At 48.2% G+C, this 16,120-nt stretch carries 13 protein-coding genes and 1 riboswitch; of the genes, 3 read left to right on the plus strand and 10 right to left on the minus strand.

Features of this window, described 5'->3' with window-relative positions; genetic code table 11:
• The 8 genes from upp to prfA all read right to left on the minus strand — a co-directional run bounded on the left by upp (window position 1) and on the right by prfA (window position 8,867).
• Window positions 1-630 carry a uracil phosphoribosyltransferase gene (gene upp / locus ACE3MZ_RS20855; protein ID WP_411344005.1) on the minus strand — a complete coding sequence of 210 codons (630 nt, stop codon included), beginning with the start codon at window positions 628-630 and terminating at the stop codon, window positions 1-3.
• A gap of 505 nt (window positions 631-1,135) precedes the next feature.
• Window positions 1,136-2,386 (minus strand): serine hydroxymethyltransferase, encoded by a 1,251-nt coding sequence (gene glyA / locus ACE3MZ_RS20860; protein ID WP_411344006.1) that lies wholly within the window; start codon window positions 2,384-2,386, stop codon window positions 1,136-1,138.
• Window positions 2,387-2,456: 70 nt separating this feature from the next.
• Complete coding sequence (locus tag ACE3MZ_RS20865; RefSeq protein WP_411344007.1) at window positions 2,457-3,044, minus strand: TIGR01440 family protein; 588 nt, start codon at window positions 3,042-3,044, stop codon at window positions 2,457-2,459.
• A 195-nt stretch (window positions 3,045-3,239) separates the two neighbouring features.
• Window positions 3,240-3,323: riboswitch (ZMP/ZTP riboswitch) on the minus strand.
• An 87-nt stretch (window positions 3,324-3,410) separates the two neighbouring features.
• Window positions 3,411-3,998: a low molecular weight protein arginine phosphatase gene (locus tag ACE3MZ_RS20870; protein ID WP_411344008.1), complete on the minus strand. Its 588-nt coding sequence runs from the start codon at window positions 3,996-3,998 to the stop codon at window positions 3,411-3,413.
• A gap of 142 nt (window positions 3,999-4,140) precedes the next feature.
• Window positions 4,141-5,265, minus strand: a complete 1,125-nt coding sequence (locus ACE3MZ_RS20875; protein ID WP_411344009.1) for an L-threonylcarbamoyladenylate synthase — start codon at window positions 5,263-5,265, stop codon at window positions 4,141-4,143.
• 268 nt (window positions 5,266-5,533) lie between these two features.
• Window positions 5,534-6,721 carry an FtsW/RodA/SpoVE family cell cycle protein gene (locus ACE3MZ_RS20880; RefSeq protein WP_411344010.1) on the minus strand — a complete coding sequence of 396 codons (1,188 nt, stop codon included), beginning with the start codon at window positions 6,719-6,721 and terminating at the stop codon, window positions 5,534-5,536.
• A 36-nt stretch (window positions 6,722-6,757) separates the two neighbouring features.
• The gene (locus tag ACE3MZ_RS20885) at window positions 6,758-7,771 is read right to left on the minus strand and encodes a N5-glutamine methyltransferase family protein (protein WP_411346872.1); all 1,014 of its coding nucleotides are present in this window, start codon (window positions 7,769-7,771) and stop codon (window positions 6,758-6,760) included.
• A 28-nt stretch (window positions 7,772-7,799) separates the two neighbouring features.
• Window positions 7,800-8,867 carry a peptide chain release factor 1 gene (gene prfA, locus ACE3MZ_RS20890; RefSeq protein ID WP_411344011.1) on the minus strand — a complete coding sequence of 356 codons (1,068 nt, stop codon included), beginning with the start codon at window positions 8,865-8,867 and terminating at the stop codon, window positions 7,800-7,802.
• 445 nt (window positions 8,868-9,312) lie between these two features.
• Between prfA and ACE3MZ_RS20895 the strand changes: the two genes are divergently transcribed.
• The 3 genes from ACE3MZ_RS20895 (at window position 9,313) to ACE3MZ_RS20905 (ending at window position 12,724) form a co-directional block, all read left to right on the plus strand.
• Complete coding sequence (locus tag ACE3MZ_RS20895; RefSeq protein ID WP_411344012.1) at window positions 9,313-10,299, plus strand: aldo/keto reductase; 987 nt, start codon at window positions 9,313-9,315, stop codon at window positions 10,297-10,299.
• Window positions 10,300-10,760: 461 nt separating this feature from the next.
• Window positions 10,761-11,723, plus strand: a complete 963-nt coding sequence (locus ACE3MZ_RS20900) for a hypothetical protein (protein ID WP_411344013.1) — start codon at window positions 10,761-10,763, stop codon at window positions 11,721-11,723.
• A gap of 14 nt (window positions 11,724-11,737) precedes the next feature.
• Entirely contained in the window at window positions 11,738-12,724 is a 987-nt protein-coding gene (locus tag ACE3MZ_RS20905) for a hypothetical protein (protein WP_411344014.1), read from the plus strand.
• A 272-nt stretch (window positions 12,725-12,996) separates the two neighbouring features.
• On the opposite strand, the gene ychF is transcribed toward ACE3MZ_RS20905, so the two are convergent.
• A complete protein-coding gene (ychF, locus tag ACE3MZ_RS20910) occupies window positions 12,997-14,097 on the minus strand; it encodes a redox-regulated ATPase YchF (protein ID WP_411344015.1) in 1,101 nt (366 codons plus the stop codon).
• A gap of 91 nt (window positions 14,098-14,188) precedes the next feature.
• Entirely contained in the window at window positions 14,189-15,931 is a 1,743-nt protein-coding gene (locus ACE3MZ_RS20915; RefSeq protein ID WP_411344016.1) for a methyl-accepting chemotaxis protein, read from the minus strand.
• Window positions 15,932-16,120: the final 189 nt, after the last annotated feature.

Genomic DNA, 16,120 nt, shown 5'->3' on the forward strand with positions numbered 1-16,120 from the left:
TTACTTAGTTCCGTAGAGACGGTCGCCTGCATCGCCAAGACCCGGTACGATATAACCATGATCGTCCAGACGCTCATCCAGTGCAGCTACATAAATATCTACATCAGGATGCGCATCCTGTACTGCTTTGACACCTTCCGGTGCAGCAATCAGGTTCATCATTTTGATCTGGGTGCAGCCACGTTTCTTGAGCACATCGATAGCAGCAATAGCGGAACCGCCGGTTGCTAGCATCGGATCGATCACGATCAGTTCACGCTCTTGCACATCGGTTGGCAGCTTCACATAATACTCCACCGGTTGCAGCGTGTCTGGATCACGGAACAGTCCTACATGTCCTACTTTGGCTGCGGGCAGCAGTTTCAATACGCCGTCCACCATACCCAAACCGGCGCGCAGAATCGGCACCAGACCGAGCATACGTCCAGAGATTACTTTTCCTTCTGTTTTCACGACCGGCGTTTCAACCGGAATCGACTCCAATGGAATATCGCGTGTAATCTCGAATGCCATCAAGGTAGCAACTTCGTCTACAAGTTCGCGGAATTCCTTCGTATTGGTGTTTACATCACGAATAAATGTAAGTTTGTGTTGGATCAAAGGGTGATCGCATATCACCAGTTTTGCCATGGTTTGTCCCTCCGGTATATGTTCAATAATAACAATGGTAAGTCCTATCGATGCGTATGTATTCAAAACACATGGCACAAGGTTGAGGACCGGGGAACACACTTCCCCCCGTAAATCTTGTCTATTATATCATTACACGAGGTCAATTTCACCAGCAACTCCGACGAATTCATGCAATTCTCGAATATGACAGTATAACGCTTACAATTTCCAAATGATAGCGTATTTATCCTGAAATCACCCAGTACTTACTATTATAATAGGAAATGGCTTGAATGGGGCAAATTATTTTAATTTTTCTCAAAAAATTTATTGTAAAAATTAACAAGAAAAAAGCCAGCAGATAATTACGCATCTGCTGGCTTTTATGATCGTATGCAGCGACTGATTATTCCGCCAATTGCATATTACATATTGTAAACGAAACGTATGAACCACGCGGTCTATTCATTCTCAAAATAGTCGGAATGACAGACTGAATTGCACAAATTCAGCGCGCGTAGAATTAATACTTCACTTGTTGATACAGGGGGAATTGCGATGTCAATTCTGCTACGTCTTTGCTTGCTTGTGCCAGTACGGCTTCGTCTTTTGGTGCTTTCAGTGTAGCGGCGATGATCTGACCGATTTTCTTCATCGCTGCTTCGTCCATACCGCGTGATGTCGCTGCTGGCGTACCAAGACGGATGCCGCTCGTGATGAACGGGCTAGTTGGATCGAATGGAATGGCATTTTTGTTTGTTGTGATGCCAACGGAATCCAGCACATGCTCGGCTTCTTTACCTGTGATATGCACGCTGCGTGTATCTACCAACATCAGATGGTTATCAGTACCACCGGAAACGATCGTCAGACCTTCTTCCACCAGTGTCTCAGCCAGTACTTTGGCATTTTTCACTACGTTTTGTGCGTACGTTTTGAACGAAGGTTGCAATGCTTCCCCCAGTGCAACCGCTTTGGATGCGATAACGTGCATCAGTGGTCCACCTTGTGTACCTGGGAATACAGCTTTGTCGATCGCAGCTGCCCATGGCTTGCGACAGATGATCAGACCACCACGCGGTCCGCGCAATGTTTTGTGCGTTGTTGTGGTTACGAAATGAGCATGCGGAACAGGGCTTGGGTGTTCGCCCGCTGCCACCAGACCAGCGATATGTGCCATATCAACCATGAACAATGCACCTACATCGTTGGCAATAGAAGCCAGTGCTTCAAAGTCGATGGTACGTGGATATGCACTTGCACCAGCTACGATCAGACGAGGACGATGCTTGAACGCCGCTTTGCGCACTTCATCATAATCGATCAGGAAGTTGTCTTCACGTACGCCGTAAGCAACGAAATTGTATAGCAGACCGGATGCATTTACAGGGCTACCGTGGGTCAGGTGACCACCATGCGCTAGGTTCATACCGAGTACTGTATCGCCCGGTTTCAGTGCTGCCAGGTATACTGCCATATTCGCCTGTGCACCGGAGTGCGGCTGTACGTTGACATGCTCAGCACCGAACAGTTCTTTGGCACGGTCGCGTGCGATGTCTTCTACGATGTCGACATGTTCACAGCCACCATAGTAACGTTTGCCCGGATAGCCTTCAGCATATTTGTTAGTCAGTACGGAACCCATCGCTTCCATAACCGCTTCGCTGACGATATTCTCAGACGCAATCAGCTCGATATTATCGCGTTGGCGTTTCAGTTCCAGTCCCATTGCTTCCAGTACTGCCGGATCATTGTTTCTCAGTTGCTCCATCATTGTTCATTTTCCCCCTGATCATGTTCATTATTCGTTAAGTGACATTGCACATGCGCTCAGGCATGTCCTATCAATCGCACGTTCCACCATCAGCCGAAGGCAATGGGGTGTACACCGCGCGTTCGCCGCCAATCAGTTTGGGGCGAGTGCGTGCGGCATTCACTCTAGCTTCGCCAAGCTGACGCAGATGCGTGCGGTAAGGCACAGCAACACGTTTCAAATGCATTCCGATTAACGTTTCTCCAATATCGATGCCCGCATGAGCTTCGATGCTTTCCGCCAAACATGGATCTTGGGCGGTTTGGTACACATAAGCTGCCATCGAACCGCCCGCCTTGGGAATCGGTACGGCAGCGACCTCTGTCCAGTTGTATCGATCCAGACTGGAGCGTTCTACGACTAGTGCACGATTCAAGTGCTCACAGCATTGAAAAGCAAGCTGAAAGCCAAATTCGCGTTGTACGTCACGAATGCCTTCCACCAGCGCTTCCGCAATATCCAGTGTACCGGATGTGCCGATATGCTGTCCGGCAATCTCGCTTGTACTTGCGCCAATGACCAGAATACGATCTGGTCCAAGACTGGCAGCTTCCGCTACCTCACGGGTAATCAATGCCGCATCGCGCCGAATAGCAGCGATCTTCTCGTCATCCTTCATGATCTTTGCCTCCTTGTGCAGCTATAGGATCGCCGGTTTGCAGCCGTGCAGGCTGTTCACCTGCCATGTAGTATCATTATAGCGCGCAGAGGATGCAGCGGCGACATTACTTTGTAAAACCGCATCGCCGCTTCACGAAAACATGCCCAAAAGACCAAAAAAAGAGCAGGACACACAGGTTATGACTGTGTATCTGCTCTTTGCCCAGGCGACCGGCCGTATGTTCCGATGCTCCATTGTGGTTAGGTTCCACTCTTGTCGCCAGTTACATCGGATCTGTCTTTGTGCTTCCATCATAAGGCATGTTTTTTGGAAAATCAACCGGATTTGTTCAAAAAAATCGATGAAATTCTTTGAACAATACAATTATCGCGGACGATACGCTTCCAGCTTATCCAGCAGCTTGTCCAGTGCAGCGCGAATATCCGCGGCGGCATATTCGTAATCATCGCGCGTACCGCCATAAGGATCAACAATATCAAAGCCGGGAATACGCTGTTGAATCTCGATCAACCGTTCATAATCAGCGGAATCAATCGTACCGCCCAGTGCGCGGCTGATTTCAATACCAGCGTGCAGACTGTCGAGTTCTTCCAGATCGGCGATGACGGTAGCGTCGTTTTCTACATATTCCTTGAGTGTATATATTTTGCCAGCAGTCTGGGGAAAACGGCGCAGCACTTGCTGCTTATGGCTACCCGTTAATGTCAAAACCAGATCCGCCCAGTGTATAGTCGTTGGTGTCAATGAGGATGAAGTAAGCTGATCATAAATCTGGTGATCATGCAGCACTGCTTCCGCATGGCGAGATACGGACATGCCATCCACGGCAGCAACACCAGCAGAGCGGACTTCGACAGGTATGCCGCGCTCCTTTGCCAGTTTCCGCATAAAGCCTTCCGCCATCGGGCTGCGGCAGGTATTGCCGGTACATACAAACAAAATATGATGCATGCTCATACCTCCCGTTCCTTCATATATTCGGATATATGCCCAAGTAGGGCAATCTTCCGTGTCATTCATTATAGCAGACTCTGACTGCCGGGACACTATACAACATACGCTACGTACGAGTATGTCACTGTATAGATCAATCTTAGTCTATCGTAATGATCTGTCCACCTGCAGCCTTGGATAAGCGGTTCATCACTGCCAAGCCAACCCCGGATTCTGAACAGCCCTGTGCCAGAATATACGTAATGTTGTGATCGTCAAATGTACGCAAGCTGCCGTACAATCGACTTGCTGCCTGTTCCGGTTGTTCAGCACTGCCAAGTGATAATCGCAATGCCGAGCCGTAATCCGTCGTATCTTCATCAAACGTCAACACACCGACCTGTTCACCACGTTGCTGGGCAGCCAGCAATTGCTGCTGCATCCATGCACCGACATGTGCCGGACTATGACCGATGACAATACTCATATTGCCACGCGGAGCATAGTGCGTATACTTCATGCCTGGCGCGAGCGGTGCGATCTCTGCCGAGACACCTGCCAATCCGGGATCAAGCTGTACATCTGTAGCAATGGTCAGTAATTGTTCACGCGTAATCCCGCCCGGTCGCAAAATAAGCACGGTGCCGTTCTCCTTCACTTGAATCACGGTAGACTCCACGCCAACACCTGCATCCCCACCATCGACAATACCATCGATTCTGTCTGCCAGATCATCCGCCACATGAGCAGCAGTTGTCGGGCTAGGGCGACCGGAACGGTTAGCGCTTGGCGCAGCTAGCGGTTTGCCGGAAGCAGTAATCAATGCTAGCGCCACCGGATGATCCGGCATCCGTATGCCAACAGTGCGAAGCCCTGCCGTCACGCGTGGAGACAGCACATCCTCCACTACCGGCATCACCAGCGTTAGTGGACCCGGCCAGAACGCATCCATCAATTGACGCTCCAAGGGCAGAACACGCTGTACCAGTTCATCCAACTGATGATTCTGCGAAATGTGGACGATCAACGGGTTATCTGCTGGTCTTCCTTTGGCAGCGAATACCGCTTCTACCGCTGATGTATTGCCCGCATCGGCGCCAAGACCGTATACCGTTTCCGTTGGAAATGCGACAATACCGCCCTGCGCCAGTACAGCTCCCGCTTCTGCCAGCTGTTCCGGTTGCGACGTATGCTGGGTAAGCTGCCAGATTGTGCAAACTTGCGGTTGTGTCTTCCCACTCGCCTGCTGATTGGATTGCGATACCGATTCTGCTTCGTGACTCATGATTGGCAAACCTCCTATCTCCTTGTTCCTGCTATCGATCTATATTTACTTAACTCATTCATTCTTCAAAATAAAAGGAGTACCGTCTATGTTAGCGCGGTTCTCCTTGGGTACAATGTGCGATTAAGACGTGCTAACTTGCAATTGAGACGTATCAAAGCAACGATCACTCTACTTGCTCCAACAGGTATACTTTCGTCCTATCGTATCGGTATCTTCGCATCCAACGCAATCGTTATCGTCGTATTCAATGCATACGATAATCTGATCAGGTTGCTTTGCTGCCTACATACCGATCTGCCACTGCTAGTGGCAACTCGTCTGTATCGACCTGATTGTGGATGCGAATGCTCATAACCAAACCCATACACGCCATATTCATCAGCAGCGATGTACCACCAAAACTAATAAACGGCAGCGTAATCCCGGTCAATGGCATCAGCCCGATAAACATGCCGATATTTTCAAAAATCTGATATAGCAGCATCGCTACAATCCCGATAATCAGATACGGTCCGGCACGCTCGCGACATTCTAATGATACGAGTACCAGCCGGTGAATGAGTGTGAAATACAGCAGCAATAACACCGCTGCCCCGATAAATCCGAACTCCTCCGCTACGACGACGAAGATCGAATCCGAGTATGTCAGCGGTACGCGATCTGCCTGCACCGAGCTGCCTTTCATATATCCTTCACCGCTCAGACCGCCAGAAGCGATTGCCAGCTTGGCATTGCGCGTATGATACACTGCCTTCGCCGTTGCTTCATCCGGCATCAGCCATGGATCGATCCGTTCCATCCAGTGCTCGCGATTAATATCGACCAGATATTTCTCAATATTATCGTGATACGCTACATAACTGCGAATCCCGACTACAATGAGCAAAATCGCAAGTGCGGTTACGAGTGCCGCCTGCGTATATTTCATATTGCCGATCCAGAGTAATGCCATCGTGATAATCAGATAACTGAGTGCGTTCCCAAGGTCATTTTGCACCATTACGAGTGCAAACGGCACAAATGTAATACCCAGCAATGGAATAATATCGCGCCAGAAGCCGAGTTTTAGCTTGTTCTTGTTCGCCAGCATGACGGACAGGAACATGATCAGCACCATTTTGAACAATTCTGCCGGCTGCAAACTCACACCGCCAAAATTCAGCCAGCCCTGCGCATTGTTCAGCGTTTGCCCGACGATCATAACGAGCAGCAACAATGCCAGACCACCGATGTAAATGTAAAGCGAATATTTGAGCCAGAAACGGTAATCCACCAATGCCATCACGAAGAAAACGATAAATCCCAGCGCATAATACATCGCCATCTTGCTGGTGGAATCACCAAACTTGGCACTGGAATGGGTGGCACTGTAGATCACGATCAGACTTGTACCCATCAGCACAAGCAAAATGGCAAAAAGTGGCCAGTCGATCCGCTTCAGCTTTGCGATCATGATTGTCTCCTTTTCGTTCCGGTCCCGCGCTGTCTGTTACAGCATCCCGATCACATGCCGTTCGATGCCCGCAAGATCCTTGATAATATGAATCTGATCATATCCGGCAGTGCGCACCATATCCGCTACATCCTGTGCTTGCCCCTGCCCAAGCTCAAATGCCACCATCGCTGGCAATCCGCTTAATAACGACAGCTGTTCCATCATGATCCGGTACGGTCCAAGCCCGTCCGGTCCGCCTGCTAATGCACTTAATGGTTCATGCAAACGTACCTCCGGCTGCAATCCGGCAATATCATCGTCGGGAATATACGGCGGATTGGACACGACAATATCTACGCGGCGTCCAGCAAATGGCTCTAACAGATTGCCCTGCTCCCAATGAATCGGCGTCTGCTGCCGCTCACTATTCTGCCGCGCTACCTGCAAAGCATCCAGCGAAATATCGCTTGCCCAGATATCCCAATCTGGCATCATTCGTGCCAGTGTCAGTGCAATTGCACCACTGCCAGTGCCGATATCTACGCAGACTGGACGGTGAGCATGATTGGACGTAGTATCACTTTGCCAATTCTGACTTTGCATATCCGTTATGCCCTGCTGAATTATTGCATCTGTATCTTCAGAATGGATATAATCACCAGCTGAATGTGCAAGATCAGCATCGTTGTTATCAGGCAGCTCTTGTTCTCCTTGTGAAAAGACCAAATCAGCTGCCAGCTTAGTTACCGATTCGACGAGCAGTTCCGTTTCAGGACGTGGAATCAGCACAGATGGGGTCACGATAAACACTTCACCGTAAAATTCCTGCTCCCCAATAATATACTGCGCCGGTTCACCAGCCGCTTTGCGCTGAATGACCTGCTCCCAGATCTCACATTTGTCCTGAGGAAACGGCTCTGGTAGCGCCATATAATACGCCGCACCGGACAAGCCCAGCACCCATTCCAGCAGCAGGCGGGCGTTAGACTCCGGCTCCATCACATCATGCTGCTTTAAAAAAGAAGAAGCCTCAACATAGGCTTCCCTTATACTTTGTTGTACCTTCATTCTGAACAGAGGCTGTTGTTCTAACACATCAAGCCTCTTTTGCCATCAGGTCTGCCTGCTCTGCTACGGTCAATGCAGATACGATATCTTCGATCTCACCGTTCATGACCTGATCCAGCTTGTGCAGCGTCAAACCGATCCGGTGGTCAGTAACACGGCTTTGCGGGAAATTATACGTCCGAATACGCTCACTGCGATCACCGGTTCCGACTTTGCTTTTCCGCTCGCCAGCGTATTTTGCTTCTTCTTCCTGACGCAACATATCCGAGATACGTGCGCGCAGTACTTGAAGGGCTTTTTCCTTATTGGAGTTCTGGGATTTGCCATCCTGACAAGTCGCCATAATTCCAGTCGGCATGTGGGTTACACGTACTGCCGATTTGGTCGTATTGACGGACTGACCGCCCGCACCACTGGAACAGAACGTATCGACACGAATATCGCGATCATGAATCTCGATATCCAGCTCTTCCGCTTCCGGCATAACTGCGACCGTTGACGTCGATGTGTGAATACGTCCACCGGACTCGGTTGTCGGAATCCGTTGTACACGGTGAGCACCGCTCTCAAATTTCAGCTTGCTGTACGCGCCGCGTCCATTGATCAGGAATGTAACCTCTTTGAATCCACCAAGATCGCTGACGTTCGTATCCAGCACTTCCACTTTCCAGCCCTGCGTATCAGCGAAACGGGTGTACATGCGGTACAGATCGGCTGCGAACAATGCCGCTTCGTCGCCGCCTGCCGCGCCGCGAATTTCCACGATGACGTTTTTGTCGTCATTCGGGTCTTTGGGCATGAGCAAAATATGAATCTGGTCTTCCAGTTCATCTTTGCGTGAAGACAATTCATCAATTTCCATTTTGACCATCTCGCGCATCTCGTCGTCGAGTTTCTCGCCCTGAAGCTGCTTGGCTGCATCCAGTTCTTCGGTCACTTTACGGTATTCGATATATGCTTCATATGTCGGCTGCAAATCCGACTGTTCTTTGGAGTAATCGCGCAGACGCTTGGAATCGCTCGCTACGTCTGGATCGCAGAGCAGCTCGCTTAATTTGTCATAACGGTCTGCCAATGCCTGTAAACGGTCTAACACAGGAAACCACCTCTTTAGTATTCATTCGTCTAACAGTTGTTCGCTGCATCGAATATGCCGGTGTAATCCGGGCGGTGTCCCTGTTACGAAGACGATCGGGCAGCTTATTTTGTTACGATAACTGGACAATTATGTGCAAAAAAGTTTGCTTTTGAGACAAGTTCATATCTACAAAACAAACTTTGTAAAGATAAAAACAAAACCTCAGTTCCAGACAGCATGATGCCAAACAGCGTGAACCTAGACATATGCGGACAAAACATAAGGTTACGACTCTTAATTATAGCATAGAATATACCGCTTTCCTATCCTAAAATCTGCTGTTTTCACTTCATTTTTGGCGGGTGAACTAGGTTTGCTTCTCCTATGTAAGTTTATCTATACTAAGGATGCCGAAAATGACGGTAATCATTGCATTGCACATTCAAAATCAGGAGGTCTTCTCATGGAAAAGATTACACTGGGTCAACAAGGTCTGAGCGTGTCCAGACTTGGATTGGGTTGTATGGGCATGTCGGAATTTTATGCAGGACGGGATGAGCAGGAATCACTACGCACGCTGGATATGGCGTTTGACAAGGGCATTACCTTTTACGATACGGCAGATATGTATGGCAGTGGGCATAATGAGGAGTTTATCGGTCCTTTCATTCGTCAGCACCGCGATGAGGTTGTACTTGCTACCAAATTTGGTAATGTGCGCGGAGAAGATGGTTCGTATCAAGGGATCAAAGGCACACCAGAATATGTGCGGCAAGCCTGCGAGAAAAGTCTGAAGCGACTCGGCGTTGATGTGATCGATCTGTATTACCAGCATCGCGTCGATCCGAATGTGCCAATTGAAGAAACGGTTGGCGCTATGGCGGAGCTAGTGCGTGAAGGCAAGGTTCGTTATCTCGGTCTGTCTGAAGCTGCACCGGAAACCATTCGGCGCGCCCATGCCGTCTTCCCGATCTCGGCGCTGCAAACGGAATATTCCCTTTGGAGCCGCGATGTAGAAGATGAAATTCTGCCACTTTGCCGGGAGCTAGGTATTGGTTTTGTACCGTACAGCCCGCTGGGACGCGGATTCCTGACTGGGCAGATTCAATCGTTCAACGATCTCGCCGAGGATGACTATCGCCGTTCGTCACCGCGCTTCCAAGGCGATAATTTCCAGAAAAATCTCGATCTGGTGGAGCGTATCAAAGAAATCGCTACTGAGAAAAACTGTCCGCCTTCGCAGCTGGCGTTGGCATGGCTGCTAGCGCAGGGCAACGACATCGCGCCGATTCCGGGTACGAAGAAGACGAAGTATCTGTTAGAAAATGTCGGCGCAGTGGATATTTCGCTGACGCCAGAGGAATTGCAGCGCATCGATGCCGCTGCTCCTAAAGGCGCCGCTGTCGGTGAGCGATATAACGAAAGCAGCATGAAGACGATCAACTATTGAGTATAGTGTTAGTGAACGATTCGTTGCGATGTGGAGTGAGCTAGCATCATGTAGCAAGCTTGAGCAACCTGTTCGTCCATTGTGATGATCATAGGATTGTTGATGATATTGCGAGTACAGAGAGTAATATGTAGTACGCTGAATATAGAGAGTATATGTAGTGCGTTATAGTATGGATGTTGTTATTCAAAAAGCCGATTGCTCGTAGGGAAAGGAGCTTCGGCTTTTTGAGTATACATATGCAGACCGACTTTATAAAAGCAGCCAAGCAACCGATATAGATCATTGCAGCACCTACCGAAAAATGGCATATTTGCCATGGGAATTGGTTATTGGTCATTATTGTTGGATAGCAATAATCAGATTTGTAGTAGAACGTATTAGAGCAAGGATAGAGATTCAATACTAATCGGTAGTGCAGCAATAGTAAGTATACATAGATATATGGAGGGTATAGAAAAATGTACAGAAAAGCAGCATTCGGACGCGCTAAAATATATGTATTCCATTGGGTCGCCATTCTTTTCATGGCGTTCGTCAGTTACATCCTTTGGAACGTTGCTTTAGAGCGAAGTGGTAGTTGGATTGCATTGTGTTTTACGCTCTTGATTATGGTGTCGCTATGGAACAGCTATAGCGGAACTGTACGGGCACGGCATTATCATCACGGTAAAGGCTTTATGTATTATCGAATGACAGACTGGCAAATGATGATGCGGGAATGGATCATTGTGCTATTATGGGCAGCCATTTTCATTATCGTGATCTTCAGTCCGTGGAGCGATCTTACGATTATTGGGATGACAGGTGCTATCGCTATGATTGTTTTATTGTATCAACGCTTTATGACATGGGCACGCAGACGTCGACAGCACATGGATCAGCAACTGATTCACGTTCTGAAGCAGCGCAGAATTTTGAATGAGGAGGAAAATGTTACTGCGATTTTTGGGAATTTGAAAGTCTCCGCTATGATTACTGATACGGTAGTTACAGGTATCGACGATTTGCATGTGTTTCGTCAGCATGATGCAGCATTTATGGCGCTTACTGAACAGGAGTGTATTATCGGGACTCAGCAACCTGGTAAGCTTTTTGTATATACATCCATTCCTTATTCGCGTATTCATCAACTGGCTGTACTGAGCGGTGGAACGTCATATAAAAGCAAATCTCAATATGCTCCGGGTATGATTCTGATTGTCGGGGACGAGCAAGCCCGGCAATGCAATGTCAAATTTTCGCTTGCGACGCCGTCTGTGATCCAGCGGTCTATACGTGAATTGCTGAATCAGATGGATATGGCGCAAGCTGGGATGGATCGTTTGGAACATCCGATAAACCGGACGCATGATGCGTATATACCGTTTGAGCATGCACGGGAAGTGTCGACGTTGGAGACGTATGCGCCCTTTGAGCGGTAAGGAGCGTTAGCACAATGAACCTACTCAATCGAACCCGCAGAGGCGAATGGAAAATCTACCTCATGCATTGGATTATATGTCTGTTTACACTGCCCCTTTGTTATTTTGTATATGATGAAACAGGAATCGGCTATTCCTTTGCGCTTGTGGTTACGACGACTGCACTTTTCTGGTTATGGCTCCCGCGTATACTGATACTCAATCCGAAAACATCACACTATCGTCCACATCGTGGATTTATATTTTATCGTCTGTCCCCATCGTTTCGAATGGGATATTTTATCGTCTTTTATGTATTGTTTTTGCTGACAACTATTCTATTGTATATTACCAATGCATTACAACGATGGATGCCTATAATGTGTACATTGATTTTGTTGATTTTGCCGTTCTTTTACTGGTTGTTTATCAAATATCATCAAAGACTGTTACGAGAGAATCTAAAGACTACACAAGTATTAGTAGAAAAAGGGATTCTATCGGTGAATGATGAACTGGTGGCGGCATATAGCAATCTATCCGGGCACCGATATGAAAATGAAGCTTACTCGGATGATGATATTGAAGATTTGCGTCCTGGCGGAATGAACGGCTCATTTACTTCTCCGCTTCATTTTCTGGTTCTGACTCCCTTTGAATTGATTATGGGTACACAGCGTCAGGGAGAAGATTTTGCTTTTACAACGATGCTGTTGCAGGACATTAGGCAACTCTATGTATCGACCAATTCCATGAAGCAATTCGACTCCTTCAAAGAGAATAATCAGTTGATTGTAATCGGAAACGGCAACTATCGACAATATCATTTTGAATTTAGCGATGGTATGGGTACGACGATTCGTCCCTTTGTCCAGCAGTTGTTAATCCAGATGGATCACGCTCATCTCCGGCAAAATCCCGGCTTTATTCCATCGATTCGCAAGCATCCTGCTTATGTGCCGTTTGAACAGATTCCGCTCCTGTCTACAACAGACGAAGTGTATTTGCCGTTTATGAAATAAGAAGATACCGTTAGACATGGTATGAATGTTCCAATATGCAATATCAATCATTAAAAAGAAACCAAAAAAGCCTGATGGATCAAGCTGCGAAAGGAACTATCCTTATCGTGCTTGTCTCCATCAGGCTTTTTGCTATATACGCTTATGCTCATGCAAAAGTATCAATGCCAATGATCATCTCCGTCATACTACGCATCTTGTATCTAACGATATCCAAAACACGCATTGCATCACATCTGACGATTCTATTCGCATCGTACATCGTACAACATTTACACGTTAAAACGGAAATGCATCACATCGCCGTCTTTGACGATGTACTCTTTGCCTTCCAAACGCAGTTGACCGCGTTCTTTGGCGCCGTTCATCGAACCAGCTCCTACGAGATCATCGTAGCCCACTACTTCTGCACGGATAAATCCGCGTTCGAAGTCGGTGTGGATCACGCCAGCGGCACCCGGTGCTTTGGTTCCTTTGCGAATTGTCCATGCGCGTACTTCCTGCACACCGGCAGTGAAATACGTGTACAGTCCGAGCAGACGGTAAGCCGCTTTGATCAGACGGTTCAAACCGGATTCTTCCAGACCAAGTTCTTCGAGGAACATCGCTTTGTCTTCGTCGTCCAGCTCGGAGATGTCCGCTTCGACTTTGGCACTGATTGGCACAACTTCTGCGTTTTCAGCAGCAGCAAATTCTTTTACTTTGATTACGTAAGGATTGTTGTCGGCATCGGTTACGCCGTCTTCGCTTACGTTCGCTGCATACAGTACCGGCTTCATTGTCAGCAGATGCAGATCGCGGATGATGATTTGCTCATCGTCAGTCAGTTCTACGCTACGTGCAGGCATATCGCTATACAGGGCTTCTTTGATGCGCTCCAGTACTTCGATCTCTTGCGCATACTGCTTGTTGCCGCCCTTCATGTTCTTTTTGGAACGGTCGATCCGTTTGTCGACGCTCTCCAGATCGGCGAGTACCAGCTCCAGATTGATCGTCTGGATATCGCTGATCGGATCGATTTTGCCATCAACGTGGGTGATGTTCTCATCTTCAAAACAACGAACAACGTGTACAATCGCGTCGACTTCACGGATATGAGCGAGGAATTTGTTACCCAGTCCTTCGCCTTTGCTCGCGCCGCGTACCAGACCAGCGATATCGACGAATTCGAATGCGGTTGGTACGGTTTTTTTCGGTACAACCAGTTCTGTCAGTTTATCCAGACGCTCATCCGGTACTTCGACAATACCGACGTTTGGATCAATCGTACAAAACGGATAGTTAGCGGATTCTGCGCCCGCTTGTGTAATTGCATTAAAAAGAGTGGATTTACCTACGTTAGGCAATCCGACAATACCAGCTTTCAAAGCCATTTATATGACAACTCCCATATGTTGAATTGGTGACAGGTCTCATCTGAATTTCCACACTATTATATATGACAACCTCAGGTGTGGCAAACGATTAAACGATAAATTTATCCGCCTGACCTTTTAGCTGCCCTGCCAGGTTGTTCAGATCACCAGAAATGTTACGTAATTCGGAAACAGACTGCTGCTGTTCCAAGGCACTTGCCGCTACTTCTTCGGTCATAGCGGACGTCTGCTCGGTAGTGGCAGCAATATGCGTCAGATGCTCCTCGACTTCGTGGCGGATATGCTGCATACGGCCAGTTTTGTCCGACAGATCGCTAGCGAGACGCTGTACATCCTCAGACACCTGACTGACCTGCTCAAACGATTCCATGCACTCGGCAATTCGATGTTCCTGCTGCTCTGCCGACGTCAGACTGCGAGCGAATTCAGCATGAATGAGCACAATCTGCTGCACAAATTGTCCCAAAATGCGGTCAATCTCACGGATTGATTCACCAGACTGCTGCGCCAGCTGTCCCATTTCATTGGCAACGACCGCAAAGCCGCGTCCTGCTTCACCGGCACGAGACGCTTCGATGGAAGCATTCAGCGCCAGAATTTGCGTTTGCTTGACGATGTCCTGCACTTGTCCGCTAATGCCGGAAGCTTGCCGTGATTGCTCTGCCAGCGTATCCGATAGCTGCTGCAATTGCTGCACGCTGCTCACATTGGCTTTGCCCTGCTCTAGCAACAGTTCATGCTCATGCAGCACCGTATTGCGCACCGTAGTCAATTGCTGTGCGGTAGCGCCGAATTGATGCACATAGCTGCCAATCTCGTCCATGATCTGACCAAGACGCGCGGACTGGTCAACCGATTGTTCCGTTTGTTCTGCCTGCTGATTCGCACCAGAAGCGATTTCCTGAATAGCACGCGACAATTCCTCTGTCTGACGCAAGGTAGCACCGGATACTTCGCTAATGTGACCAGACGATTGTTGCAAGGTATCCGAGCTATGCTGAATACTGGAGATCATGTCAGTAATATGAGCGATCATCGCATTGTTCAGATCACTAATCTCGCCCAGTTGATCGCTAGTGATGCGTTTCGATGCAATGGTCAGATTGCCTTGCGTCACTTGCTCCATGCTATGCTTGATCTCTCCTACTTGGCTCAGCGTGCGCCGGATGAAGATCATTGCGACAATCGCTGCCAACAGGACAACAGCTGCGAAGATCGGGATTACTAGCTGATAAGCGGTAGTCAACGTACTCTTGTACACATCACTGACCGTTTTCGCCGGAATATCGATGCCGACATAACCAATCGTCTGACCGCTGCTATCCTGAATCGGAGCAAAAGTAGAGAAAAATTCGCCCCATGTATTATCCGCAACAAGTGGTGTCGTCACAACCTGCCCTGCCAGCACTTGACGATCCACCGCACTGGAGAAGACAAAATCATCGCCATACGCGCTGTAATTATCATCATTCCATGGTGCTCCATCGACGGTATAGATCCATTTATCATCCACATGATTGAACATGTACACATACATCGCACCCGTCTGCTCACGCAGCTTGATCAATTCGTCGCGTAATTCCTTATAACCTGTCGTCTGCTCAGGATCAGACGACGTATTCACCGATTGAATGGCCGCTTGATCCAGACCGGCTGCTGTTTTGGTCGTCAAAATGACATTGTTTTGCTGCAAAGTGGACAGCGAAGATTGCTGAATCAGATGCTGGGTCGTCCACATCGTCAGCAATCCGATCATCAACAATGGCACTAAAATAATCAAATATAATTTCAGGCGCAGTCCTGCCCTAATGCGTCGCTTTGTCTTTCTCATGCTGGTTCCTCCCGGGTGCTCATTTCGCTGCAACAAAGAATACATTCCATTGTCGCAACATTGACTTTAACCTTCCTATTATCGACGCCTGATCAAGGATTATGTATACTTCCTCGGTAACTTTCACGGAGTTTACCTATTCTCTGAAAATGAATCCGCCTACAGGGCAGAGAACGATCCAGCATCCAT

Source organism: Paenibacillus sp. WLX1005 (assembly GCF_046603685.1).
Lineage (GTDB): Bacteria > Bacillota > Bacilli > Paenibacillales > Paenibacillaceae > Saccharibacillus.